The 23,728-nt window shown below is 62.4% G+C and carries 27 protein-coding genes and 1 tRNA gene; 23 read left to right on the plus strand and 5 right to left on the minus strand.

Going from position 1 to position 23,728, the window contains the following annotated elements; all coding sequences use genetic code 11:
- Nucleotides 1–42: 42 nt before the first annotated feature.
- Genes FZZ90_RS04745 through FZZ90_RS04775 form a run of 7 tightly spaced genes read left to right on the plus strand, consistent with a single transcriptional unit; the run spans nucleotide 43 to nucleotide 4,979 of the window.
- Nucleotides 43–300 carry a hypothetical protein gene (locus FZZ90_RS04745; protein WP_226424606.1) on the plus strand — a complete coding sequence of 86 codons (258 nt, stop codon included), beginning with the start codon at nucleotides 43–45 and terminating at the stop codon, nucleotides 298–300.
- Nucleotides 301–320: 20 nt separating this feature from the next.
- Nucleotides 321–1,229, plus strand: coding sequence for an oxidoreductase (locus tag FZZ90_RS04750; protein ID WP_226424607.1), 909 nt, complete (start codon nucleotides 321–323; stop codon nucleotides 1,227–1,229).
- Complete coding sequence (locus FZZ90_RS04755; protein ID WP_226424608.1) at nucleotides 1,222–3,195, plus strand: 4Fe-4S binding protein; 1,974 nt, start codon at nucleotides 1,222–1,224, stop codon at nucleotides 3,193–3,195. The genes FZZ90_RS04750 and FZZ90_RS04755 overlap by 8 nt, the downstream gene beginning before the upstream one ends.
- A gap of 4 nt (nucleotides 3,196–3,199) precedes the next feature.
- Nucleotides 3,200–3,607 (plus strand): transcriptional repressor, encoded by a 408-nt coding sequence (locus tag FZZ90_RS04760; protein WP_226425016.1) that lies wholly within the window; start codon nucleotides 3,200–3,202, stop codon nucleotides 3,605–3,607.
- Nucleotides 3,604–4,341, plus strand: a complete 738-nt coding sequence (locus FZZ90_RS04765; RefSeq protein WP_226424609.1) for an MBL fold metallo-hydrolase — start codon at nucleotides 3,604–3,606, stop codon at nucleotides 4,339–4,341. Before FZZ90_RS04760 ends, FZZ90_RS04765 begins: the two co-directional genes overlap by 4 nt.
- A 38-nt stretch (nucleotides 4,342–4,379) precedes the next feature.
- Nucleotides 4,380–4,616, plus strand: coding sequence for a chlorophyll a/b-binding protein (locus tag FZZ90_RS04770; protein WP_226424610.1), 237 nt, complete (start codon nucleotides 4,380–4,382; stop codon nucleotides 4,614–4,616).
- A gap of 57 nt (nucleotides 4,617–4,673) precedes the next feature.
- Nucleotides 4,674–4,979, plus strand: a complete 306-nt coding sequence (locus tag FZZ90_RS04775) for a TIGR03894 family protein (RefSeq protein ID WP_226424611.1) — start codon at nucleotides 4,674–4,676, stop codon at nucleotides 4,977–4,979.
- A gap of 85 nt (nucleotides 4,980–5,064) precedes the next feature.
- On the opposite strand, the gene FZZ90_RS04780 is transcribed toward FZZ90_RS04775, so the two are convergent.
- Complete coding sequence (locus FZZ90_RS04780; protein ID WP_226424612.1) at nucleotides 5,065–5,250, minus strand: hypothetical protein; 186 nt, start codon at nucleotides 5,248–5,250, stop codon at nucleotides 5,065–5,067.
- Between the two features lie 232 nt (nucleotides 5,251–5,482).
- Between FZZ90_RS04780 and FZZ90_RS04785 the strand changes: the two genes are divergently transcribed.
- Entirely contained in the window at nucleotides 5,483–5,656 is a 174-nt protein-coding gene (locus FZZ90_RS04785) for a hypothetical protein (protein ID WP_226424613.1), read from the plus strand.
- 800 nt (nucleotides 5,657–6,456) lie between these two features.
- Here FZZ90_RS04785 and FZZ90_RS04790 read toward each other — a convergent pair.
- Nucleotides 6,457–6,528: transfer RNA gene (locus FZZ90_RS04790), tRNA-Val, on the minus strand.
- 58 nt (nucleotides 6,529–6,586) lie between these two features.
- On the opposite strand from FZZ90_RS04790, the gene FZZ90_RS04795 reads away from it, so the two are divergent.
- Together FZZ90_RS04795 and mazG are read left to right on the plus strand one after the other, a co-directional pair.
- Nucleotides 6,587–7,069 (plus strand): metal-binding protein, encoded by a 483-nt coding sequence (locus tag FZZ90_RS04795; RefSeq protein ID WP_226424614.1) that lies wholly within the window; start codon nucleotides 6,587–6,589, stop codon nucleotides 7,067–7,069.
- Between the two features lie 33 nt (nucleotides 7,070–7,102).
- Entirely contained in the window at nucleotides 7,103–7,936 is an 834-nt protein-coding gene (gene mazG / locus FZZ90_RS04800; RefSeq protein ID WP_226424615.1) for a nucleoside triphosphate pyrophosphohydrolase, read from the plus strand.
- Here mazG and arfB read toward each other — a convergent pair.
- A complete protein-coding gene (arfB, locus tag FZZ90_RS04805; protein WP_226424616.1) occupies nucleotides 7,933–8,364 on the minus strand; it encodes an alternative ribosome rescue aminoacyl-tRNA hydrolase ArfB in 432 nt (143 codons plus the stop codon). The genes mazG and arfB overlap by 4 nt on opposite strands.
- Nucleotides 8,365–8,646: 282 nt before the next feature.
- Between arfB and speE the strand changes: the two genes are divergently transcribed.
- Complete coding sequence (gene speE / locus FZZ90_RS04810; RefSeq protein ID WP_226424617.1) at nucleotides 8,647–9,489, plus strand: polyamine aminopropyltransferase; 843 nt, start codon at nucleotides 8,647–8,649, stop codon at nucleotides 9,487–9,489.
- Nucleotides 9,486–10,364: an agmatinase gene (gene speB, locus FZZ90_RS04815; RefSeq protein ID WP_226424618.1), complete on the plus strand. Its 879-nt coding sequence runs from the start codon at nucleotides 9,486–9,488 to the stop codon at nucleotides 10,362–10,364. Before speE ends, speB begins: the two co-directional genes overlap by 4 nt.
- Here speB and FZZ90_RS04820 read toward each other — a convergent pair.
- Together FZZ90_RS04820 and FZZ90_RS04825 are read right to left on the minus strand one after the other, a co-directional pair.
- Nucleotides 10,358–10,753: a cyclic nucleotide-binding domain-containing protein gene (locus FZZ90_RS04820; RefSeq protein ID WP_226424619.1), complete on the minus strand. Its 396-nt coding sequence runs from the start codon at nucleotides 10,751–10,753 to the stop codon at nucleotides 10,358–10,360. The two genes, speB and FZZ90_RS04820, sit on opposite strands and share 7 nt — an antisense overlap.
- Before the next feature lie 84 nt (nucleotides 10,754–10,837).
- On the minus strand, nucleotides 10,838–11,050 hold the full coding sequence (locus FZZ90_RS04825) for a hypothetical protein (RefSeq protein WP_226424620.1): 213 nt from the start codon (nucleotides 11,048–11,050) through the stop codon (nucleotides 10,838–10,840).
- Between the two features lie 130 nt (nucleotides 11,051–11,180).
- Between FZZ90_RS04825 and gcvT the strand changes: the two genes are divergently transcribed.
- The 11 genes from gcvT (at nucleotide 11,181) to FZZ90_RS04880 (ending at nucleotide 23,721) form a co-directional block, all read left to right on the plus strand.
- Nucleotides 11,181–12,284 carry a glycine cleavage system aminomethyltransferase GcvT gene (gcvT, locus tag FZZ90_RS04830; RefSeq protein WP_226424621.1) on the plus strand — a complete coding sequence of 368 codons (1,104 nt, stop codon included), beginning with the start codon at nucleotides 11,181–11,183 and terminating at the stop codon, nucleotides 12,282–12,284.
- 49 nt (nucleotides 12,285–12,333) lie between these two features.
- Nucleotides 12,334–14,163, plus strand: coding sequence for an aspartate--tRNA ligase (aspS, locus tag FZZ90_RS04835; protein ID WP_226424622.1), 1,830 nt, complete (start codon nucleotides 12,334–12,336; stop codon nucleotides 14,161–14,163).
- A gap of 103 nt (nucleotides 14,164–14,266) precedes the next feature.
- The gene (locus FZZ90_RS04840) at nucleotides 14,267–15,400 is read left to right on the plus strand and encodes an RpoD/SigA family RNA polymerase sigma factor (protein WP_226424623.1); all 1,134 of its coding nucleotides are present in this window, start codon (nucleotides 14,267–14,269) and stop codon (nucleotides 15,398–15,400) included.
- 29 nt (nucleotides 15,401–15,429) lie between these two features.
- Nucleotides 15,430–15,900 carry a Dps family protein gene (locus tag FZZ90_RS04845; protein ID WP_226424624.1) on the plus strand — a complete coding sequence of 157 codons (471 nt, stop codon included), beginning with the start codon at nucleotides 15,430–15,432 and terminating at the stop codon, nucleotides 15,898–15,900.
- Nucleotides 15,901–15,969: 69 nt separating this feature from the next.
- A complete protein-coding gene (locus FZZ90_RS04850) occupies nucleotides 15,970–17,619 on the plus strand; it encodes a CTP synthase (RefSeq protein WP_226424625.1) in 1,650 nt (549 codons plus the stop codon).
- Nucleotides 17,620–17,628: 9 nt separating this feature from the next.
- Nucleotides 17,629–18,246, plus strand: coding sequence for a 7-carboxy-7-deazaguanine synthase QueE (locus FZZ90_RS04855; protein WP_226424626.1), 618 nt, complete (start codon nucleotides 17,629–17,631; stop codon nucleotides 18,244–18,246).
- A 144-nt stretch (nucleotides 18,247–18,390) separates the two neighbouring features.
- On the plus strand, nucleotides 18,391–20,082 hold the full coding sequence (locus FZZ90_RS04860) for a S8 family peptidase (RefSeq protein WP_226424627.1): 1,692 nt from the start codon (nucleotides 18,391–18,393) through the stop codon (nucleotides 20,080–20,082).
- Nucleotides 20,083–20,085: 3 nt separating this feature from the next.
- On the plus strand, nucleotides 20,086–20,940 hold the full coding sequence (locus FZZ90_RS04865) for an NAD(P)-dependent oxidoreductase (protein WP_226424628.1): 855 nt from the start codon (nucleotides 20,086–20,088) through the stop codon (nucleotides 20,938–20,940).
- Nucleotides 20,937–21,617: a 7-cyano-7-deazaguanine synthase QueC gene (gene queC, locus FZZ90_RS04870; RefSeq protein ID WP_226424629.1), complete on the plus strand. Its 681-nt coding sequence runs from the start codon at nucleotides 20,937–20,939 to the stop codon at nucleotides 21,615–21,617. Before FZZ90_RS04865 ends, queC begins: the two co-directional genes overlap by 4 nt.
- Nucleotides 21,614–22,912, plus strand: coding sequence for an anthranilate synthase component I family protein (locus tag FZZ90_RS04875; protein WP_226424630.1), 1,299 nt, complete (start codon nucleotides 21,614–21,616; stop codon nucleotides 22,910–22,912). The genes queC and FZZ90_RS04875 overlap by 4 nt, the downstream gene beginning before the upstream one ends.
- The gene (locus FZZ90_RS04880) at nucleotides 22,909–23,721 is read left to right on the plus strand and encodes an aminotransferase class IV (protein ID WP_226424631.1); all 813 of its coding nucleotides are present in this window, start codon (nucleotides 22,909–22,911) and stop codon (nucleotides 23,719–23,721) included. Before FZZ90_RS04875 ends, FZZ90_RS04880 begins: the two co-directional genes overlap by 4 nt.
- Nucleotides 23,722–23,728: the final 7 nt, after the last annotated feature.

Consider the following 23,728-nt stretch of genomic DNA (forward strand, 5'->3'; position numbering starts at 1 on the left):
CTCCTGCGAAAGGTCAGACTGGGGCGACTGGCTATTCGCACCATGGCCCTGGACCTGAACGATCCCGAACTCGAGTTCTCCGATCTGGTCTACGCCTACCAGAGCTGGGTGATGGCGGTGATCAACGACGAAAAACTGGACAGCGACGAAAAGCTGCTCACCGATGACATCGCCGAGGACGCCCTCAACTCGATGCGCTTCCTGCCCGGCGAAGTGACAAGCGCCATCGAAACCAGCCTGGCCCGCGTCTACGACGTGGACGCCGATGAACTGGCCGAGCTGCTCTTCCCTGAGGACTGAGCCCCGGCTCACATAACGCGATGGGTTGGTCCGCGGCTGACATCCCGAACCAGCAAGGGCGCATTGCCCTGATCACTGGGGCCAACAGCGGTTTGGGCCTGGAAACCGCGCGCGCCTTGAAACGCTGCGGGGCCACTGTGGTGCTGGCGTGCCGCAGTCCCCGCAAAGCCGAGACGGCCAAAAAGGATTTGCTGCAAGACCGGAACGGGGGAGCGGTGGATCTGGTTGACCTGGATCTGGCGGACCTGACCAGCGTGCAAAGGGCGGCGACCATGGTTGGCGAGCGCTACGGCTGCCTTGACCTGCTGATCAACAACGCAGGTGTGATGGCACCGCCGCGCCGCACCACCGCCCAGGGGCATGAACTGCAGTTCGGGGTGAATCACCTGGGGCATATGGCCCTGACCCAGGCCCTGCTGCCGCTGCTGCAGAACCGGCCCGATCCCCGCGTGGTGACGGTGACCTCCGGGGCGCAGTACTTCGGCAAGATCCGCTGGGATGACCCAAGTTGGAGCAAGGGCTACGACCGCTATGGGGCCTATGGCCAAAGCAAACTCGCCAACGTGATGTTTGCGCTCGAGCTGGATGCACGCCTGCGCGAGCAGGACAGCCCCATCCGCTCCCTGGCAGCCCATCCCGGCGTCGCGCGCACGGAACTCCAACCCACCGCGATCGCCAGCGTCGGCAACCGCTTCGAGGCCCTGGCCTATCGGCTGATGGATCCCTTGTTTCAAAGCGCCAGCATGGGTGCTCTGCCGCAACTGCATGCCGCCACCGCTGCAACGGCGCAGGGTGGCGAGCACTACGGCCCTGAACAGTTCGGCGGATTTCGGGGTGCACCGACGCTCTGCCGAGTTGCCCCAGCAGCAAGCCAACCCACCGAACGGCAGCGGCTCTGGAGCTTGAGCGAGCAGCTGATCGGTGGCTGAATCCAGCGCTGGATTGCAGCGGCTGGCTCCCTTCGTTCTGGGACGGGCCCGACGCGGTGTGGTGGGATCCAGTCGCTACGCCCAACGGCTGCGCACTGAGGTGCTGGAGGCCGCCAGAGACCCGCAACGCCAACCGGTGCTGATCAGCGGCGAACCTGGCCTGGAAAAAGACAATCTCGCCGCCCTGGTGCACTACGGATCAGCGGATCGGCGCCGTCTGCTGGTGCGAATGGAGGCCAGTGATCTGCAGGGCAGCGGCCTCAACCTGCTTGATGAGCTCGGATCCAGCACCCTGCTGATGAGCGGCATGGACCGCGTCGACGATGCGGTCCAACAGCGCTTGATCGCGATGGCCCGTGGCGAAGCGCCAGGGTTCCAAGGACGCGTGTTGTTCACCAGCGAAGCCGCCATCCCAGCTCTCGACGGCCAGGTGCGAACCATCCGCGTCCCCCCTTTGCGGGTGCGCCGAACCGACCTGGGGGACTGGCTGCGTTACCGGCTGAGACTGCAGAGCCCTGGCCTTGGCTGGGGCCAACCACCAGCCCTGCCGGACAGCGTGGTGCGACGGCTTCAGAACCACGATTTCGCCAACAACCTGCGCGAATTGGAAGCGATGGTGGATCGCGCCCTGCGTCAAGCACGTCAGCAAAGCCAGGGCGAGCTGCCACCACTCCTCCCTGAAGAGGTCTTCTGGACCGAAGAAAAAAAACGGCGGGCCCGTTTTGACATCTGGCGCTGGAAGCCACAGCTGCGGGATTGGATGCGCGCACCGGCGCTCTGGAACACGCTGCTGTTCGGCCTAGTGAGCTGGCTGTTCGTGGCCGTGAACCTGGCGCTCTGGCTTGGCCCGCAAGACCGCGCAGCCAATCCGATGCTGACCCTGTTCTGGGCCTGGTGGTGGCCGTTGATCCTGCTGAGTTACCCGCTAGTGGGCCGCCTCTGGTGCGCCATCTGCCCCTTCATGGTCTGGGGACAGATCGCCCAAAAGCTGACCCCATGGCACAAGAAAAGCTGGCCCCATGGGGACACAGACCGCTGGGGGGCTCCTTTGCTCGCCGCCGGTTTTGCCGCGATTCTCCTGTGGGAAGAGGTCTGGAACCTCGAGAACACCGCCTGGCTGAGCAGCTGTCTGCTGTTGCTCATCACAGCTGGCGCCGTGATCGGTTCAACGGTGTTTGAAAAACGCTTCTGGTGCCGTTACCTCTGTCCCGTCGGGGGCATGAACGGACTGTTCGCCAAGCTCTCGATCCTTGAACTCCGCGCCGAAGCCGGCACCTGCAGTGGCAGCTGCAGCAGTTACGCCTGCTTCAAGGGTGGACCCGCCGACGGCGAGGGACTGGCCAGCGAAGGCTGTCCCCTGGGCACCCATCCCGCCCACCTCAGCGACAACCGCAACTGCGTGCTCTGCATGACCTGCACCCAAGCCTGTCCCAACCGCTCCGTGCAGTTGCGATTGCGGCCGCCAGCCGCTGATCTGCAACGCACCATGCAGGCCCCGGACGGAGAGCGGGGCCTGATCCTTGTGCTGGCTGGAGGCATATGCCTGCACCACTGGCAACGTCTGCTGGGATGGCTGCCCCTTGCACCGTCCTCATTGCATGAAGGTCCCCTCCTGGCCAGGCTCAGCTTTGCTGCGCTGGCCCTTGCTCTACCAGCAGCCGCTGGTTTGTGGCTCAACCGGCGTTGGCTGTACGCCGGATTGCCGCTGCTCTGGGCTCTTCTCCTCGCTCGTCATCTGCCGATTGGTATGGCCGAGGCGGGCACCGTCTTGCCGCAAGGTTGGCCGCACTGGTCCGCCGACCCCCATGTGATCGGCTTCTGCCAAACCATTGTGGTGGGGATTGGATGGGTTGGTGCTGCGATTTTGAGCCGCCGATTGCTGGATCTCGACCGCCGGGCCTGGGTCACGGGCAGCATGGTGCTGCTCATGGTCAGCTTGAGTGGCCGCTGGTTGGTTGCCCTTTAAAACCATGGCCACTCGCCCTTCAACCCAGATCAATGCCCGCCAAAAGATGTTGTTGGCGAGCCTCCAGGCCTGTGGTGATGAGATGAGCGGTCAGCAACTGCACCGCAGCCTGGAGCCCTCCCAAGCCATGGGACTGGCCACGGTGTATCGCAATCTGCGGCAACTGCAGCAACGGGGGCTAGTGCGCTGCCGCCACCTGCCCAATGGAGAAGCGCTCTACGCGCCGCTGGAGCGGGATCGCCACCACCTCACCTGCGTCGATTGCGGCAAGACCCAAGCGCTCGACCACTGCCCAATTCACGACCTGGAGGTGCCCGAGGACGGGCGCAAAGGCTTCGATCTCCTGTTTCACACGCTTGAATTCTTCGGTCTCTGCAGCGACTGCCGCGAGCGGCAGCAAAGCCCGTCATGACCCTGGCCGCCACCTACTACGGAGCTAATGGCTGGTTGCTCGAATTCGATGATCTCCGCGTTCTGGTGGATCCCTGGCTGCGCGGCAGCCTGAGTTTCCCCCCGGGTGAATGGCTGCTGAAAGGGGAGCTGCCCTACGAGCGCAAAGTGCCCGAAAAGCTGAACCTGCTGTTGCTCACCCAGGGGCTCGCGGACCACGCCCATCCGGAAACCTTGGCGTTGCTGCCCAAGGACCTCCCCGTCATTGGCTCGGTGGCCGCAGCACGGGTGGTGGAACGCTTGGGCTTCACCAACGTGAAGGCCCTCTCTCCAGGAGAGAGCACCACCCACCAGGGGCTACAGGTGCGCGCCAGTGCTGGTGCACCGGTGCCGATGGTGGAAAACGGCTATCTACTCGAGCATCCGGCCGGTTCGCTTTATCTGGAACCCCATGGCTTTCTCGATCCAGCGCTGGAGCCGCAACCGCTGGATGCGGTGATCACGCCGATGGTGGATCTGGGGCTGCCCGCGCTTGGAGCGTTTGTCAAAGGCTGTTCGGTGGTGCCGCAACTGGTGGAACGCTTCCAACCGAGCACGGTGCTCGCCAGCACCTCCGGCGGCGACGTGCGCTTTGGCGGCGCCCTGAGTCGGGCCCTGCAAATGAAAGGGTCGGTGGCCAGCACAGGAGCCCAGCTGCCGGCCAGCTGCCGCTGGACCGATCCAACACCAGGGGAACGCATACTGCTGAAAAACTGATTTTTCGGATTAAGCTTTGTAACAACAGCTTGAGTTCGATGAAATCCCCGCAGGCCAACGATTCTTGGTTCCAAGGCGTCGCCGCCCGCGACATCCACATGGAGCAGCTCAAAAAGGCCGAACTCTTTAACGGCCGTGCCGCCATGGTCGGCATCGTTATCGGAATCATCACCGAAGGGCTCACCGGCGCAGGCATCGTTCACCAGATCGGGCTGGGCCCCCTGGTGGATGGCTATGCCGCTTGCCGCACCCAATTCCTGCCCTTCTGCTTCTGATTCGGGAGGGGGATCACCCCCCGATGACGAGAATGGTGCGATTCACGTTCGAATCGAATGGCTGCTGACAAGGAACTGCTGAAGGAAGTGGCCCTGGAGCTGTGGAACACGACCAAGAAGCTCCGTCCAGGCCTGCCCAAAGCGCCTCGCGCCCAGCTGGTCTTGAAAGCTCTGCTCACCATCGGTGACATGAGCGATCAGCTGGAAGCCGCCATGGTGCTCGGCGTGATTGAAGCGCAGGAACCCGACGACGAGCCCGAGAAGGGAGAAGCGGCCGGCGAAGACAAGACGGTTTCTGAAGAGGATGCCAAAACTGAGCGTGAAGCCCCCCGGGTCGTTCGTAAACGCTCCAGCAGCCGCTGATCAAAGCCTCCTGATGACAGGCAACCCATCCCGCTCCGTCCTTGGGGGATGGGTCAAGCTTGTGGAGACGTATGGGCGAGACGGCTTAGCGCTGCAGAGCGAGCACCGCTGCAGCGACAGCGAGGGCAACAATTCCAGACATCCAAATGCTGTTCTGACGTGCCAACAACCATGCAGCGTTGCGAGAGAAAGACAGCCGGCCGGTCGACAGAAGTGCGGTGAGACCCGCCAGCAAAACCACAGGGACCACTACAGCCAGGAGCAGTTGCATCAGCACATGCCTTCAGAGGCCAACAGTTCAAGGATGGCTCTTTCGCGCGCTGAGTAGTTTTTAACTCCCGACTCTCAGCTTGAGCCTTGTATTTGCTGATCGTCACAGCCGGTTTCATCGGTCTGCTGTGGTTGACGCAGAGCCTGATCCGAGGCGGCATGGATGACGGCGGCAACGGTTGACGGCGCACAACGACGAACCACATCAACATGCGCGCAGACACCCATGAGTCATGTCCATCGGCATCTTGATCTCTACCCTCACGGGCGGTTTCCTACTCGGATTTGTGTTCTCAGCCCTGAAGCTGCCTCTGCCTGTGCCTCCCTTGGCAGGATTAATCGCTGCAGCGGCCTGCCTGGGAGGGTCGGCAACCTTTGAACTCGTTCGCCAACAGTGGCTGCGTTAGAAGCAACCGCTAATGCTTTCCGCCGGAGGCTTGTGGCTTCGGCGTCGAGCAACGTCATCACACCAACGATCGCAACAGTGATCGTCGCCACGATCAGCAGGGCATACAGGTCAAACAACATGAGACCTCCTGCATCTGATCCAGATCTAGGGCTGCCCCTTAAGGGGAACAGAGGAGAAGCCTCACCCCTGCATTTGGATTGACACAGCAGCAGCTGCTGTTGGAGAAATCGTCAGTGGCGAATCTGCTCTCTTCGAGCCTGATCTGCTTCCTCTCTCAAAAAACGACGATGTTGGGCCGAGGCATAGCCACTGAGGTCAATTCGGCTGGCATTGCTGCCAGCCTTTCGCCACTCCCTAGGGGGAGTGCTGGATCTTCGGTTCATGGAATCGAGTTATCGGTTCTCGCGCAGTGGGCCTTCAATCAGGCTCTTTGGCGTACTCCCACCTTTGCACACCTCCCTGTCCTGCAGACCACAGCGTTTGAAAAATCGTCTCAAACCTCACTTCAAACCGTGTTTGGGGTTGAGTACTTCCAGCTACGGCAAGCCATACGCATCGGATCGATACTCCGCTCAACGGCAAACGGCTAGTGACACCTGAGGAGCAGTACGTGAAATGCATGGACGCTGCCTACGCCGCTGCTGACAGGGAAACCTGCCTCAAAATGATGCGAAAGGCGGAAGGCGTCTTGCGCGGCGAGTTCGGTTCCCAGCCAGCAAGCGAGAGCTCTGACGAGCAAGCGTTGGCGAGCTGAAGAAGAAATCTCTAAGAAACCCAGAGCAGCACTGGATTTTGAGATGGGCGATACTGGGATCGAACCAGTGACAATCTCCTTGTAAGGGAGGTGCTCTACCGCTGAGCTAATCGCCCCACCGAGCAGATTCTGCCCTAACGCGTCAGTTTGGGGGCGCACGAAAGCTCCGAAGGCTTGGCAACGGGTCGCCGACACGACCAAAGCATCTGGATCCTGAGTCTCCCGCTCGGGATCGCCGTCGGCTTGGTGCTGGGATGGGCTGCAGCCTTGATCACTGCAGCGAGCTGCCTGGCCGGCGGTCTGTGGCTATCCCCTGACCTAGATACCCGCTCCAATGCGCTGCGGCGCTGGGGAGCCCTCGGCTTTCTCTGGTGGCCCTACCGCCTCCTGATTCCCCATCGCTCGCTCTGGTCCCATGGCCCCCTGCTGGGAACAACCGCGCGCCTGGGGGTGCTGCTCACCTGGGGCCTGATCGTCACCCTGGCGGTTCCGGCACTCTCGCCAGCGATGCTCCTGACGGCGATTCAACGGCTGATCCAGCAGCACCCACGGGAGTTCATCGCGTGTCTGGTGGGCTTGGAGGGCAGCGCATGGATCCACCTGATCCTCGATGGCGACCCCTGGCCCCAGGAATGGTCGACAAAACGACAGCGATGAGAAGGTGGGCGTTGCCCCTGTTGTTGCCCCGGCATGGCCAACGCTCCTTCTGCTGCAGTGCAACGACTGGTCGAAGTCGTGGCACAACTCAGGGATCCAACAACGGGTTGTCCCTGGGACCTGGAGCAAACCCATGCCTCACTGGTGCCCTACGTGCTGGAAGAGGCCCACGAAGTGGCTGATGCCATCCGTCAAGGTGATGACCAGCACCTCAAGGAAGAACTCGGCGACCTTCTCCTGCAGGTGGTGCTGCACGCCCAGATCGCTGGAGAAGAGCAACGGTTTGATCTCAATGCGATCGCCGATGGCATCAGCAACAAGCTGATCCGCCGTCACCCACATGTGTTCGGGGACGCCGAAGCCAAGACAAGTGACGACGTTCGACGCAGCTGGGACGCCATCAAGCTGGAGGAGCAGGCGGAGGCCCTGGCTGGCTCCACCAGTCCACTGAGCGACAGGCTCAAAACCAAGGTGCGCGGGCTGCCGGCCCTGGCTGGAGCGATGACCATCTCAAAAAAAGCAGCCAAAGCCGGCTTCGAGTGGGATGACATGGCCGGCGTCTGGGAAAAGGTCCATGAGGAGCTGGACGAACTCAAGGAGGCGGTGGCCAGCGGCGACAAAAGCCATGCCCAGGAGGAACTGGGCGATCTGCTGTTCACCCTGGTGAATGTGGCCCGTTGGTGCAGCATCGAACCCGAGGAGGGCCTCGCCGGCACGAATCAACGCTTCCTCGACCGTTTCTCCCGCGTTGAAGCCGCCCTGAAAGGGGATTTGCAGGGCCACAGCATCAACGAATTGGAAGCCCTCTGGAAACAGGCCAAAGCGGCGATCCGAGCGGAACACTCCTCCACCTCTGGATCCAATTAATCGTCCAGGGAAGGCCGGCTGCGCCGTTGACGCTTGAGGTCCCCACGCTTTTTCTTCGTGTCCAAACGTCGCTTCACCGCACCGCGTTTCGGCCGGGTGGCTTTGCGAGCGCGCGGCGGTGGCTGCAAGCCCTCCCGCAGCAGCTCCCCCATGCGATGCAGTGCCTTCTGACGGTTCTGCCATTGGGAGCGTTCTTCAGCGACCACAACCCGAAGGCAACCCTCCACCAACCGGGCCTGGAAATGCTCCAGCAGACGGGCACGACGGAATGGCCCCAGACAGGAGCAGTTCACCAGATCCAGAAGCAACTCAACACGAGAATCAGTGGTGTTGACCCCCTGCCCGCCTGGACCGGATGAACGGCTGAACCGCCAGCGCAGCTCCCTTGAGGGAATGATCAACCGCTCGTTAACCACCAGGTCCTGCACCAGACATCTCCTGGGTCAAGAGCAACAGGATGCTCTCACCGTGCAGACGCTTCGAAGAGAAAACACCCACCTGAGCCCTGAGCCCTGAGCCCTGAGCCCTATCCGTAAAACAAAAGCCTTGATCTCACGACAAAGGCTTTGGAGCTGCCCTCTTCCACGGCAGCTCCCCAACCAAGCACATTTAACCGCCACATTTTGTGCTCGTCAATCCCACAGGCACTACATCTGGTGTTTGGGAACAGGCCCCCCGGGTCCTTAGCTGGATAGATGCCTCATCACCCCATGAGCAACTGGATTGACGAAGAGCACCGCGGCGTCCGCTACGGCTTGAAGGGAGAGGTGCTGGTCGAGGAGACCAGTCGGTTCCAGCGGATCAGCGTGATTCGCAGTGAGCGCTACGGGCGAGGGCTGCTGCTGGATGGCTGCTGGATGACGGCGGAACAGCAGGAACGCCACTACCACGAGGCCTTGGTGCACCCAGCGCTGTGCAGTGCCCGCGCGATCGAACGGATCCTTGTGATCGGCGGTGGAGACGGCGGCACCGCGCGGGAATGCCTGCGCCACCCAGACGTCCAGCAGCTGGACATGGTGGAAATTGACGGCCGGGTGGTGGAGCTCAGCCGGGAGCATCTCCCCGACATCGGTGGATCCGCCTGGTCCGATCCGAGGTTCCAGCTCACGGTGGGAGATGGCATCGCCTGGGCAGCTGAGGCTGACGACCAGAGCTACGACGTTGTCTTGGTGGATGGCTCTGACCCCGCCGGACCGGCCGAAGGCCTGTTCAACCGCGCCTTCTTCGAGAACTGCCGACGTCTGCTCAAGCCCGGGGGAGTGTTCGGCACGCAGAGCGAATCTCCCGAAGCCTTCCGCGATGTCCACATCGCCATGGTGCGTCTGTTGCGCGAGGTGTTTGACCACGCCGACCCGCTCTATGGCTGGGTGCCGATGTATCCCAGCGGCTGGTGGAGCTGGACCTTCGCCGCAATGGGAACACCCCGCTACCGCACTGCAGATCCCGAGCGCAGCAAGGCCATTGCCCCAGGCTGCGAGATCTGGTCACCGCGCTGGCAGCGGGGAGCCATGGACGCCATCCCCGCCTTCATCGAACGGGAGTTGCAGTCATGACGATCCATCCGCCGAATGGGCTGTTCGACAGCGACGGGACCATTTTTATGGGCTCCCGGCGCAACCCTGCCGACTGCCGTGTTGGCCTCTTTGGTGTGCCGTACGACGGAACCACCTCTTTTCGGCCTGGCACGCGCTTCGGCCCCGCCGCCATTCGAGAGGTGAGTGCTGGGCTGGAGACCTATTGCCCGCAACTCAACCTGGATCTGGAGGATCTTGACTTTGCTGATCTCGGTGCCGTTGAGATTCCCTTCGGCAACCCTGAGCCCGTTCTCACAAAGGTGAAGCAGGCGACCGAAGCTGTGCTCAGTCTGGGTCTGAGGCCCCTGATGCTGGGCGGAGAGCATTCGATCAGCTCCGGTGCCGTGGAGGCCGTGGCACAACGCCACCCCGACCTGGTGCTGGTGCAGCTGGATGCCCATGCCGACCTTAGGGACAGCTGGCTGGGTGCCCGCCACAGCCATGCCTGCGCCATGCGCCGCTGTTTGGAAATTCTTCCCAGCCAGACGCTGTTTCAACTCGCGATCCGCAGTGGCACGCGGGAGGAATTCACCGAACTGCACGAGAGCGGCCGGTTGATGCCCAGCATCGATGCCCTTCAACAGGCCCTCGCTCCCTTGACGGGAAAACCCGTCTATCTCACCGTCGACCTGGACTGGTTTGACCCGTCAGTTCTGCCGGGTACGGGCACCCCTGAACCCGGTGGTTACCACTGGTCTGATTTCGCCAGCCTGATCGAGGTGCTCCGGGAGCATCGCCTGGTGGCGGCCGATGTGGTGGAACTGGCCCCACAACTCGACACCAGTGGTATTAGCTCCGTGCTGGCCGCCAAGGTGACCCGCAGCCTGCTCCTCCTCTTGGGTGCCGATCAATAGAAGTGACGCGCATCAGTGCGCTGCTGCCGCAAACGGTTGTGCTGTTTGCTGAGCAATTGCAGCACCAACGTTGGGTGCCGGTGGATGAGCGTCAAAAAATTGGTGCGGCTCAGGCGGAACAGCGAAACGGGCGTCACCGCTGTGGCATCACGGCTGTGACACTCGGTGGGATCAATTAGATCCTCATAGAAAAACAGCTCACTGGGACCAAAGCGGATGCGGTTCGACGGACCACTGCTCAGTTCCACCCATCCCCGTTCAATCACATGGATGAACTGCACCGGCTCGCCGGCGCTGAACAAGGTTGTGCCGGTGGGAAGGGTCAGGCAATCCACCTCAGGCTGTTCCTGGATGAGTTCCAGAGGAGTCAGCGAAGCTGAGGCGGACAAGGCAACAACGTGGGTTGGCTGCAGTATCCCGCGATCATCCGGTGGAGGCCATCAACAAGGGCAGAGCCATGAATGGATCCAGACTCACGTCAGGCTGCGATCCAGTTCCAGCTGACGCTCACCAACGCCGCTGCTGTGCAGAGCCGGAAGCTTGGGAGAACGGGGGGTCCAGTGGTGACAGACCATCAGATCCGCCAGCTCGGCATGCACCTCCAACCGGCGCAGTCGGCACCACCCCTTCGCACCTGCCGGCAAGGTGCAGTACTGACAACTGCGACAGCAGGAGCTGGTGGCCAAACAGGTGCCTCGGGAACGGGCTCAAGCTAGTGACGGTCTGCCAAACGGACCATGGAAAGGGGCAAATTTCCGGGTTCACTTCCGGATCGTGAAGCCCTCCATAAGAATGCGCTTCCCATCCGCCGCCCCCATGTCTCTGCAGCGCACTCCCCTGTTCGAGTCCTGCCGCAGCGCCGGGGGCCGCATGGTGCCTTTTGCGGGCTGGGAGATGCCGGTTCAGTTCAGCGGCCTGATCCAAGAACACAAGGCCGTTCGCGAACGGGTCGGAATGTTCGACATCTCCCACATGGGTGTGCTGCGCCTCGAAGGCGCCAATCCCAAGGATGCGCTGCAACGGCTGATCCCCAGCGACCTGCACCGGATCGGTCCAGGCGAAGCCTGCTACTCCGTTCTGCTGAACGAGCGCGGCGGCATTCGCGACGACCTCATCGTTTACGACTGCGGTGCCATCGATGCCGAACGGGGCGCGCTGGTGCTGGTGATCAATGCCGCCTGCGCCGACAGCGACACCGCCTGGATCCGTGCACAGATGGAACCCGCTGGCATAACGGTGACCGACATCAAAAACGGAGGGGTGCTGCTCGCTCTCCAGGGCCCTGACGCCATGGGATTGCTGCAGGAGCTGAGTGGTGAAGACCTCAGCGGCTTGCCCCGTTTCGGCCACCGGATGCTCAGCCTCAACGGCCTGAGCCAGCCGGTGTTCAGTGCTCGCACGGGCTACACCGGCGAAGACGGTGCAGAACTGCTGCTCAACGCCGACGACGGACAAAAGCTCTGGCAGCTTTTGTTGGATCGCGGTGTCGCACCCTGCGGCCTGGGGGCGCGGGACACCTTGCGGCTAGAGGCCGCCATGCACCTCTACGGCCAGGACATGAACGATGAAACCAACCCCTTCGAGGCGGGGTTGGGTTGGCTCGTGCACCTGGAAATGCCCATGGATTTCGTCGGCCGGCAGGCACTGGAGCAGGCGGCGGAATCCGGCCCCGCCAAACGCCTGGTGGGGCTCAAGCTGCAGGGCCGCGCCATCGCCCGCCACGACTATTCCGTCATGCATAACGGGGAGACAGTCGGCATCGTCACCAGCGGCACCTGGTCCCCCACCCTGGAAGAAGCGATCGCCCTGGCCTACGTGCCCAAATCCCTTGCCAAGCTCGGCACCGAACTGAGCGTGGAGATCCGCGGCAAGGCCCAACCGGCAACGGTCGTTCGCAAGCCCTTCTACAAACGAGCCTGAGGCTCACCGCTGCTGTGGGAAACTCGCACTTCTCCAATTGAGACATCCCATGCGCAGCAACGGTTGCGGCGACCTGCGCGAACAGAACATCGATCAGCAGGTGCAACTGTGCGGCTGGGTGGATCGACGCCGTGATCACGGTGGGGTGATTTTCATCGACCTGCGGGACCGCAGCGGCACGGTGCAGATCACGGTGGATCCGGATCTGGGCGCCGAAGCCTTCGCCGTCGCCGAGCATTTGCGCAGCGAAACCGTGCTGCAAGTTGAGGGAAAAGTGCGGGCCCGGCCTGGCGAATCGCTGAACGACAAGCTGGCCACGGGTGCCGTGGAAGTGCTCGCGAGCGGCATCACCGTGCTGAACAGCGTGAAGGGCAACCTGCCCTTCCCCGTATCGGTGCACGACGAGGAAAACACCCGCGAAGAGCTGCGGCTGCGCCATCGCTATTTGGATCTGCGCCGCAAGCGCATGAACGACAACCTGCGGATGCGGGCCCAAACCATCCAGGCCGCCCGTCGCTTCCTGGAGGACGCCGGCTTCATCGAAGTGGAAACCCCAGTGCTGACTCGCTCCACACCGGAAGGTGCCCGCGACTACGTGCTGCCCAGCCGGGTCTGCGGCGGCGAGTGGTTTGCCTTGCCCCAGTCCCCCCAGTTGTTCAAGCAGCTGCTGATGGTGGGCGGCATCGAGCGCTACTACCAGGTGGCCCGCTGTTTCCGCGACGAAGACCTGCGCGCCGACCGCCAGCCGGAATTCACCCAGCTGGACATCGAGATGAGCTTCATGGATCAGGAGCAGATCCTGGAGCTGAACGAATCCCTGATTTGCGCCATATGGAAGGCCGTAAAGGGCATCGAACTGCCGCGGCCCTTCCCCCGCATGACCTGGCATGACGCCATGGAGCGGTACGGCACCGACCGGCCCGACACCCGCTACGGCATGGAGCTCACCAACGTGAGCGACATCGTCAAGGACATGGGCTTCAAAGTGTTCAGCGGTGCCGTGAGGTCCGGCGGCGCAGTGAAGTGCATCGCTGTCCCCGGTGGCAACGACGCGGTGAGCAACGTGCGGATCAAACCCGGCGGAGATGTGTTCAGCGAAGCCCAGAAAGCCGGTGCCGGTGGCCTGGCCTTCATCCGCGTGCGCGATGGCGGTGAGATCGACACGATCGGCGCCATCAAGGACAACCTCAGCGATGAGCAGAAGCAGGAACTGCTCAGCCGCACCGGCGCGGAACCCGGCACCTTGCTGCTGTTCGGCGCCGGCGACACCGCCACGGTGAACAAAGCCCTCGACCGGGTGCGCCAATACCTGGCCAAGGAGCTGGGCATGGTCAAGACCGACCGGGACAACGACCAGTGGAACTTCCTCTGGGTGGTGGACTTCCCGATGTTCGAGTTCAACAGCGACGAGAACCGTTACGAGGCCCTGCACCACCCCTTCTGCGCTCCCAACGCCGAGGATCTCGGCAGTGATGCGTCGAAATGGGGCGACACCCTGCCAGGAGCCAGGGCCCAGGCCTACGACCTTGTGCTCAATGGCCTTGAGCTCGGCGGCGGCTCCCTGCGCATCCATGACTCCGCTCTGCAGCGCCAGGTGTTGCAGACGGTTGGCTTGCCCCTCGAGGAAGCCCAGGAGCAATTCGGCTTCCTGATGGACGCTCTCGATGTAGGCGCACCTCCCCACGGCGGCCTGGCCTTCGGTGTGGACCGAATGGTGATGCTGCTGGCCGGCGAGGAATCCATCCGCGACACCATTGCCTTCCCCAAGACCCAGCAGGCCCGCTGCCTGATGACCAATGCTCCAGGGGGCGTGGCCGACAAGCAGCTGGAGGAACTGCATGTGGCCAGCACCTGGGTCGAGCCCGACCAGGAGGACTGACCACAGAAGCTGAGCTGAGCAGATCCCGAAGGGAATCAGCGCATTTGTCGCACCGCGGTCAACGGCGAGGAACCCTGAAGTTGGACTTCACCAAGGCCAGCTTTTGCCCAGCAAGCCCCGACGGACTGGGGGGACCCGTGAGCGCCGCAGCAGCGGTACGACGGATCTGCTGCGGCTTTATCTCCAGGACATCGGCCGGGTCGACCTGCTCACCAATGAGGAGGAGGTCACCCTGGCCCGTCTGGTGCAGCGCCGCGAAGCCCTACTGCTCCAGCAACGGGAGCTGGCCGAAAGCGATGCCGCCATCGGTGAACTGCATCGTCTCGAAGAACTGCAACGCCGCGAAGCGAACCAGCACAGCCACTGGCCAACCAAGCAGGAATGGGCCCGAGCGGCAGGACTGCCCTTACCCGAGTTGCAGCAGCGGATTGACCTGGGCTACCAGGCCTGGGCGAAACAGGCCCAGCTTGAAGCCAAAGATCTGAAGCTGGCCCTCCGCAACGGTCGACGGGCCAAAGATCACATGATTCAGGCCAACCTGCGCCTGGTGGTGGCGGTAGCCAAGAAGTACCAACAGCGCGGCATGGAAATCCTGGATCTGGTCCAGGAAGGAACGCTCGGGCTGGAGCGGGCCGTGGAAAAGTTCGACCCCACCCGCGGTTTCCGGTTCAGCACCTACGCCTACTGGTGGATCCGTCAGGGGATCACCCGGGCGATCGCCACCCAGAGCCGCACCATCCGTTTGCCCGTTCATGTCACCGAAAAACTGAACCGGATCAAACGGGCCCAGCAGGAGATTGCGAGCAACGAAGGGCGCATCGCCTCGATCGCGGATCTGGCGCGCGAGCTCGGGATCAGTGAAGACACCGTGCGCCAGACCCTGGCCCGGGTGCCCCGCTCAGTGTCTCTGGACACCCGCGTCGGCCGCGATCAGGACACCCAGCTCGGAGATCTGATCGAGGACGGCCATGCCACCCCCGAGCAAACCCTCACCCACGACGAGTTGCATAACGATCTGGAGGATCTCCTCGATGAACTCACCAGTCGGGAGGCCGCTGTCCTGCGCAGGCGCTTCGGCTTGGAAGACGACACTCCCCAGACCCTGGCACAGATCGGAGAAGAGCTGAAACTTTCAAGGGAACGCGTTCGTCAGATCGAAACCCGCGCCCTGCTCAAGCTGCGACAACCCCAACGACGCAGCAAAGTCCGGGATTACATCCAGAGCCTTGATTCCTGAACCAACCGTCCAACTCTCCCCACCACGCCATGGACATTGACATCGGTCTTTCCCAAGAGCAGCGCGACACCATCGCCGATGGACTCGGGCGACTTTTGGCGGACACCTACGTGCTGTACGGGAAAACCCACGGTTTTCACTGGAATGTCACCGGGCCGATGTTCAACACGCTGCACCTGATGTTCATGGAGCAGTACACCGAGCTTTGGACCGCACTGGATGAAATTGCCGAAAGGATCCGAGCCCTCGGCCTGATGGCCCCCCATGGCGGCAGCACCTTGGCGGGCTTGTCCTCCATCCCGGAAGCCGAGCAACATCCTCCGGCCTTGGACATGGTGCGCGAGCTGGTGGCCGGCCATGAAGCGGTGGCACGAACAGCGCGCAGCGTGTTCGCCCTTGCTGATGCGGCCGATGATCAACCCAGTGCAGACCTCTTGACCCAACGCCTCCAGGTGCATGAAAAAACCGCCTGGATGTTGCGCAGCCTGCTTGAGAACTAACGCATCACGCGCGTGGGCCCTGGAGACCATGACCGACGCCAGCTAATTTGAAGAATCGCCCGGCAGGTCATGGCCAAATTCGTCTTCATCACCGGTGGTGTGGTGTCCAGCATTGGCAAGGGGATCGTGGCGGCAAGCCTCGGCCGGCTGCTGAAGTCGCGGGGCTACAACGTTTCGATCCTCAAGCTGGATCCCTACCTGAATGTGGATCCCGGGACGATGAGCCCGTTCCAGCATGGTGAGGTCTTTGTCACCGAAGACGGCGCCGAAACCGATCTCGACCTGGGCCATTACGAGCGCTTCACCGACACCGCGATGTCACGCCTGAACAGCGTGACCACCGGCTCGATCTACCAATCGGTGATCAACAAGGAACGCCGCGGCGACTACAACGGCGGCACCGTTCAGGTGATTCCCCACATCACCGGCGAAATCCGCGAGCGCATCCACCGCGTTGCATCCAATAGCAATGCCGATGTGGTGATCACCGAAATCGGCGGCACCGTCGGTGACATCGAATCACTGCCCTTCCTTGAAGCCATCCGGGAATTCCGGGAGGACGTGGGTCGCAACGATTTGGCCTACATCCACGTCACCCTGCTGCCCTTCATCGGCACCTCCGGCGAACTCAAAACCAAGCCAACCCAGCACTCAGTCAAGGAACTCCGCTCCATCGGCATTCAGCCGGATGTGCTCATCTGCCGCAGTGATCGCGACATCAGCGACGATCTCAAGCGGAAAATCGGCGGCTTCTGCGGGGTGCCCACCCGCGCCGTCATTCCCTCCTTAGATGCCGACAGCATCTATGCCGTCCCGCTGATCCTCGAACAGGAGGGTCTGTGCCGTGAAGTTCTGGACGTGCTGAACCTGACTGACCATGACAGCGACATGGCGGCATGGGAACAACTGGTCAACAAGCTGCGCAACCCCGGACCGTCGGTGAAGGTTGCCCTGGTGGGCAAGTACGTGCAACTGAACGACGCCTATCTGTCGGTTGTCGAAGCGTTGCAGCATGCCTGCATTGCCCAGGATGCCTCCCTCGACCTGCACTGGGTCTGCGCCGAACAGATTGAAGCCGACGGTGCCGATGCACTCCTGCGCGGGATGGACGCCGTGGTCGTGCCCGGTGGCTTCGGCAACCGTGGCGTCGATGGAAAGATTGCAGCGATTCGCTGGGCCAGGGAACAACGCGTGCCCTTCCTGGGGCTCTGCCTTGGGATGCAAACCGCTGTGATCGAGTGGGCTCGCAACCAGGCCGGCCTTACCGGTGCCACCAGTGCTGAATTGAACGAAAACACGCCGCATCCCGTGATTCACCTGCTGCCGGAACAGCAGGACGTGGTGGACCTCGGCGGCACGATGCGCCTGGGGGTCTACCCCTGCAGGATTGCGCCGGGAACCCTGGCCCAAAGGCTTTACGGGGACGAGGTGGTCTACGAACGCCACCGCCACCGCTACGAATTCAACAATTCCTATCGCAATCTGTTCCTGGAATCCGGATACGTGGTGAGCGGCACGTCCCCGGACGGTCGTCTGGTGGAGTTGATTGAACTGAAAGGGCATCCCTTCTTCACGGCCTGTCAGTACCACCCAGAATTCCTCTCCCGCCCTGGACAACCCCACCCCTTGTTCCGGGGATTGATCGAGGCAGCCCAACAACGCCTTCCCGATTCGCCGGCTCAGGCCCTGCGTCAACAGGGGGATATTGCAATCCCATGAACCGCGTCGATGGCTGACTCCCAGCGTCTCCCGGTGGTGGAAACGTTCCATTCCCTGCAGGGAGAAGGCCACCATGCCGGACGCAGTGCCTTTTTCATTCGCCTCGCCGGCTGCACGGTGGGTTGTTCCTGGTGCGACACGAAGCACTCATGGCCCAGCCAGGGGCACCCTGAGCAGCCCATCGATGCCTTGGCTGACGCTGCCCAGATGGCTGCCAAAGCCGGGGCCAGCTTCGTTGTGATCACCGGTGGAGAGCCGTTGCATCACGATCTGCAGCCCCTCACCCAGGCCCTCGATGCGCGATGTGGCCTCCCCCTCCACCTGGAAACCAGTGGGGTGGATCCACTGAGCGGACGCTTCGACTGGATCACCCTCTCGCCCAAGCGACACCAGCCCCCGCGTCAGGAGCTGCTGGACCGCATGCAGGAACTGAAGGTGGTTGTGCATGCTCCTGAAGATCTGCAGTTCGCTGATGCGATGGCGCAGGCTGGCCAGGTCGAGGCTCTGCAGTATCTCCAACCCGGCTGGGGCAACCCGGAAGGCCAGCAACTCGCGATTGAGCACGTGCGCCATAACCCCGCCTGGCGCCTGAGTCTGCAAGCCCACAAATGGCTGGGGGTGAGGTGATCACCGCCAGAACGCCCAGAAAACGCTCAGTCAGCCCACAGCCTTCACTTGGCAAGCCTCGCGGCACCTGAGCCACAATGAATTCATAGGGTGGTGGGGATCATCCCTTGCCGCTCCTGGAGTTGTTCGTTTAACTCCTCAGCCATGTCCTCCTCCATCCGCCGCAGACGCAACTTCCGCCGCCGTCGCTGGCAGGATGATTTTGGTGCAACCCCTGATCGGTCAGGCCAGCTGAATGTTGGTGGCCGCAGCCAAGGGACTCTGGAAAGGCACGGTGATCGCGATTGGTTTGGCATCAACCTGGACAGCGGAAGCAGTTACCGGGTTGATCTGAAGGGGCAATCGCTGCTGGACCCACACCTGCGGCTGCGGGATAGCCGTGGGCGAACCCTGGCGGAGATCGACGACACCCCCACCAGCCTCGACCCGAGCGTCCAGTTCAAAGTCTTGCAAGGCGGACGCTTTTACCTCGATGTGGGCAGTGCCCAGGGAACTTTTCGGGGGAGTTACACCCTCTCCGCCCAACTCTTAAGACCTGCAGAACCCAGGCCTCAAGCTCAACTCCAGCGCAAATTCAGCCGTGTGGATGGCTATGGCCAGGTGAATGCCAAAGGTGCCTTTGAGGCCCTGCTGAATCGCCCCCTTAACGATCAAGCTTCCCTCGGAGGCGAGCTCTGGAACCTCGACATGATTGGCGCGCCAGAGGCCTGGGCGACCAACAGCAACGGACGCAGCACGACCGGCAAGGGCGTGACCATCGCCGTGGTCGACACCGGCATCGACTACAGCCACAGCGAATTCAAAGGGCGCATTCGGGCTGGCTACGACTTCGTCGATGGCGATTCGATCGCCGAAGACGCCAACGGACATGGAACCCATGTGGCTGGCACAATCGCTGCGTCGAATGACGGCCGCGGCATCACCGGAGTCGCGCACGAGGCAACGATCATGCCCATCCGCGTCCTCGATGAGAACGGAGCGGGGTATCTCTCCGATGCGATTCGAGGCGTTCGCTGGGCCACGAACAATGGCGCCGATGTGATCAACCTCTCCCTCGGCGGAACGGGCTACAGCCAAGCCATGGCCGATGCAATCCGCCATGCCTCCCGCCGCGGCACCGTCGTGGTGATGGCCGCAGGGAACGCGGGAGGCGCCTCACCGGAATACCCGGGTGCCCATGCCATCGAACATGGCATCGCTGTGGGGGCTGTCCAACGGGATGGGCGCATCGCGGGATTCTCCAATCGCGCTGGATCACGCCCCCTTGATTACGTCACCGCACCCGGCGTCGGCATCACATCCACCCTGCCTGGCAATCGCTATGGCCGCTACAGCGGCACCTCGATGGCGACACCCCATGTCGCCGGAGTTGCTGGGTTGCTGAAAAGCCAAAACAGCAGTTTGAGCAGCAGCGCCATCGAGGATTTGATCACAGGGACGACACAGGGAAGAAGCAACACCCAAGGCAACCCAACCGGCACGCCGCGTGCAGGATCGAGATCACTTGGTTCACGGGTGATCACCTTGGAGAACATCGACAGCCTTAGTGCCGATGCCTTTGACGACCCGCTGATCGGAAGCTTGAGCGGCAACAGCAAAGATCGCCAAGCAACCACGCAAATCATGCGCCGCAGAATTCGCCGCGACCAAGGCAAGTTTGCGGCCGTCGACGACTTCACCAGTCTCGACAACCGCGATCATCTTTTCGCCAGCGTGGACTTCAACAACGCACCAGGGTCGGATCAACGGGATCTGCTTCGCACCTTGCTCGCCAACAACCACTTCGATTACTTCGAGATCGACCAAGCGATCCAGCTTGATGTCTTCAGTGCATAAGTAATGCCAAGCGTTGCTCTGCTGGGCACCGGACTGCTCGGTGAATCCATTGGCCAACGCCTCCTCCAGCGAGGCGTTTCGCTTTACGTCTGGAACAGAACCCAGGGACGCTGCAGGGGCTTAATCGAAGCAGGCGCCCAAGCCCTGAACAGCCCATCGGAGGCCGCCCGTTGTTGCGACAGACTGATCACGGTGTTGCGCGACGGCCCCATCACGGCAGCCGTCTTGAAAGACATCGGCCGCCTCGATGGCTCCACCTTGATCACGATGGGAACCGTGGGAGTCACGGAAAGTCAGGCACTGGCCCAACAAGCTGCTCAGCAGGGAGGACGCTATCTGGAAGCCCCGGTGCTCGGCAGCAAACCGCAAGCGCTGAATGGATCACTGCTGGTGATGGCTGGCGGTGAAGCGCAGGTCTTCGAAGCACAACAGCCACTCCTCTCCCATCTCTGCCAAGAGCCCCTGCTCGTAGGCCCCGTTGGCAGTGGAGCTGCCACCAAGCTGGCCCTCAATCAGTTGATCGCCAGCCTCACCCACAGCTTCTCCCTCTCCCTGCAGCTGATTCAGCGGGCCGGCGTTCCTGTGGAGACGTTCATGGCCATCCTGCGGCCGTCAGCGCTCTACGCCCCAACCTTCGATAAGAAGCTGCAACGGATGCTGGATCACACCTACGCCGATCCGAACTTCAGCACCGCCTTGCTGCGCAAAGACCTGCGTCTGTTCCTGGAGGAAGCGGCAACCGCCGGCCTCCAAGACCAAGGGCTCAGCGGTTTGCTGTCCCTGCTTGAGCAAGCCAAGGGCACCGACCTGGATGAACAGGACTACTGCGCCCTACATGAACTCACGGTCCTGAGATGAGTCAACGCACTTCGATCGCGCTGCTCTCCGGCGGGTTGGATTCCGCCACCGCTGCGGCCCTTGCCCTTGAGCAAGGTGACCGCGTCATCGGCCTGTCCTTCGACTACGGCCAGCGCCATCGCCGCGAATTGGACGCCGCCGCTGCCATCGCCCAGCAACTTGGCGTAGCAGAGCATCACTGCATCGCCGTGAATTTGGCCAGCTGGGGGGGCTCAGCCCTCACTGACGCCAGCATCTCAATCCCAACCCATGGCGTTGAGGAGGGCAGCATCCCTCCCACCTACGTACCCGGGCGCAACACCGTGTTCATCTCGGTGGGCCTAAGCCTGGCGGAAGCACGCGGGGCCGAGCGGTTGGTGCTGGGGGTGAATGCTGTCGACTACTCGGGTTATCCCGACTGCCGGCCCGACTACCTCAACGCCTTCCAGACCCTGGCAGACCTGGCCAGCAAAGCCGGTCGTGAGGGCCATGGCGCCCAACTCTGGGCACCCCTGGTGCAGTGGAGCAAGGTGCGCATCGTTGAAGAAGCCCTTCGCCTGGGTGTTCCGATCGAAACAACCTGGAGCTGTTACAGCGGCGGCACGCACCCCTGCGGCGTCTGCGACAGCTGCCGCATCCGTGATGCAGCACTCCGCGAGGCAGGACGGCCTGATCTCTGCAGTTCCACGCAGGCATGATCCGCCCACAACGGCTTGAACTGGCCTGGCAGGAGCCGGAAGCCATCGCCCGCCAACTGGCCCATGCCTACGGCGAGCAAGGCCTGATCTGGCTGGATGGTGACGGCAGCAGCCTGGGGCGATGGGCCACCCTGGCGGCCGAGCCGAAGGAGATCGTCTGCTGCCGCGGCCTGCCTGGTGAGCCCGGAGCCAGCAATCCCTTCGAGGCTCTGCGGGGGCTTGACCCAGGCCATTGGTGCGGCTGGCTGAGCTATGAAGCCGCTGCTTGGGTGGAACCGGGAAACCCCTGGGCCAGCGATGGCATGGCCACGCTTTGGATCGCTCGCCACGATCCGGTGCTTCGCTTTGATCTCCAAAAGCGCAAGCTGTGGATCGAAGCCAGCAGCACGGCTGCTCTGGAACACCTAAGCCAACAGCTGGCCTCCAGCACTGAGCAGCCCAAAGGCGAGCCCCCATCGATCCCCCTAGGGGCTTGGCATCACCACACCTCAGCAGATCAATACGCCGCAGGTGTGCAACGCATCCGAGATCTGATCGCAGCAGGCGACCTCTTCCAAGCCAATCTCACGGCCTGTTGCAGCACAGCCTGGCCACAGAGAAGCAGTGCCTTGGAGCTGTTTCTCACCCTTAGAGATGCCTGCCCTGCTCCCTTTGCAGGGCTGATCATCAGCAACCAGAACGAGGCGTTGCTGTCATCGTCCCCGGAGCGGTTTCTGCAGGTGAGTGCCCAGGGAGCCGTACAAACCCGGCCGATCAAAGGCACCAGGCCGCGCCATGGCAACCCTGAACAGGATGCGAACCTCGCCGTGGAACTCGTGTGCAGTGACAAGGACCGGGCCGAGAACGTGATGATCGTCGACCTGCTGCGGAATGACCTCGGTCGGGCCTGCCAGCCGGGTTCGATCCAGGTTCCCCAACTGGTGGGACTCGAAAGTTATGCCTCCGTGCATCACCTCACCTCGGTTGTGGAGGGACAGCTGAAGGCCGGATTGAGCTGGGTCGATCTCCTGGAAGCCAGTTGGCCTGGGGGGTCGATTAGCGGAGCACCGAAACTGCGGGCCTGCCAACGTCTGCATGAGCTCGAGCCCACCAGCCGCGGTCCTTACTGCGGATCCCTGCTGCGGATCGACTGGGATGGCAGCTTCGACAGCAACATCTTGATCCGCTCTTTGCTGCGCCAAGGTGACACCCTGCGGGCCCATGCCGGCTGCGGAATTGTCGCCGACTCGGATCCCCTCGGCGAAACGGAGGAGTTGATGTGGAAGCTGCAGCCGTTGCTGGAGGCGCTGACATGACCGCCTCAGTCGCCTGGATCGACGGCCAGTGGGGAACAGCAGCAAGCCTGCAGCTTCCCCTCGACGACCGAGCCCTGCTCCTAGCCGATGGCCTCTTTGAAACCGTGCTGATTCACAACGGTGAGCCGCAACTCCTGCAGGAGCACCTGCAGCGATGGAGTGACAGTGCGGCCCTGCTGGGCATGGACCCGCCACCGCAGCGAGATGCACTGGGGCCTCTGATTGAAGGCGCAATTCAGCGGAGCCAGCTGAGCGAAGCCGATGGAGCCCTGCGCCTCAACTGGAGCCGTGGCAGCACACCCCAGCGCGGAATCGGGCTTCCGGCCCCAGGACACCACCGCTTTTGGCTCACGCTCCAGGCCTGCGCACCAACGTTTTCAGCCGTCACCACCATCACCAGTCGCCATGAGCGCCGCAATGCCTCCAGTCGATTGAGCCATTGCAAGACCTTCGCCTACGGGCAATCGATCCAGGCCCGCCGGGAAGCCCAGGGCCAAGCTGCCGACGACGCGCTGCTCTTGAACACGGCTGGGTCCCTGTGCTGCGGAACGGCGGCCAATCTGCTGGTCCGGCGTCGCGGACAGTGGCTGACACCGGCTCTCAGCAGCGGCTGTCTTCCAGGAGTGATGCGAGGCCGTGCACTGGCCCAGGGCATCGCGGTGGAAACCGAGCTGGCAGCAGAGTTCGAAGCCGATGATCAGGCCGTTCTAATCAACAGTTTGAGCTGTCGACCGATCGCATCGCACAACGGTCAGCCCATGGCGGCAACGACGACTGCAGTGGAACTTTGGCAATCCTTACTCCATTGAGCCAAAG

This window comes from Synechococcus sp. MU1617, assembly GCF_020514235.1.
In the GTDB taxonomy this organism is placed as follows: Bacteria; Cyanobacteriota; Cyanobacteriia; order PCC-6307; family Cyanobiaceae; genus Parasynechococcus.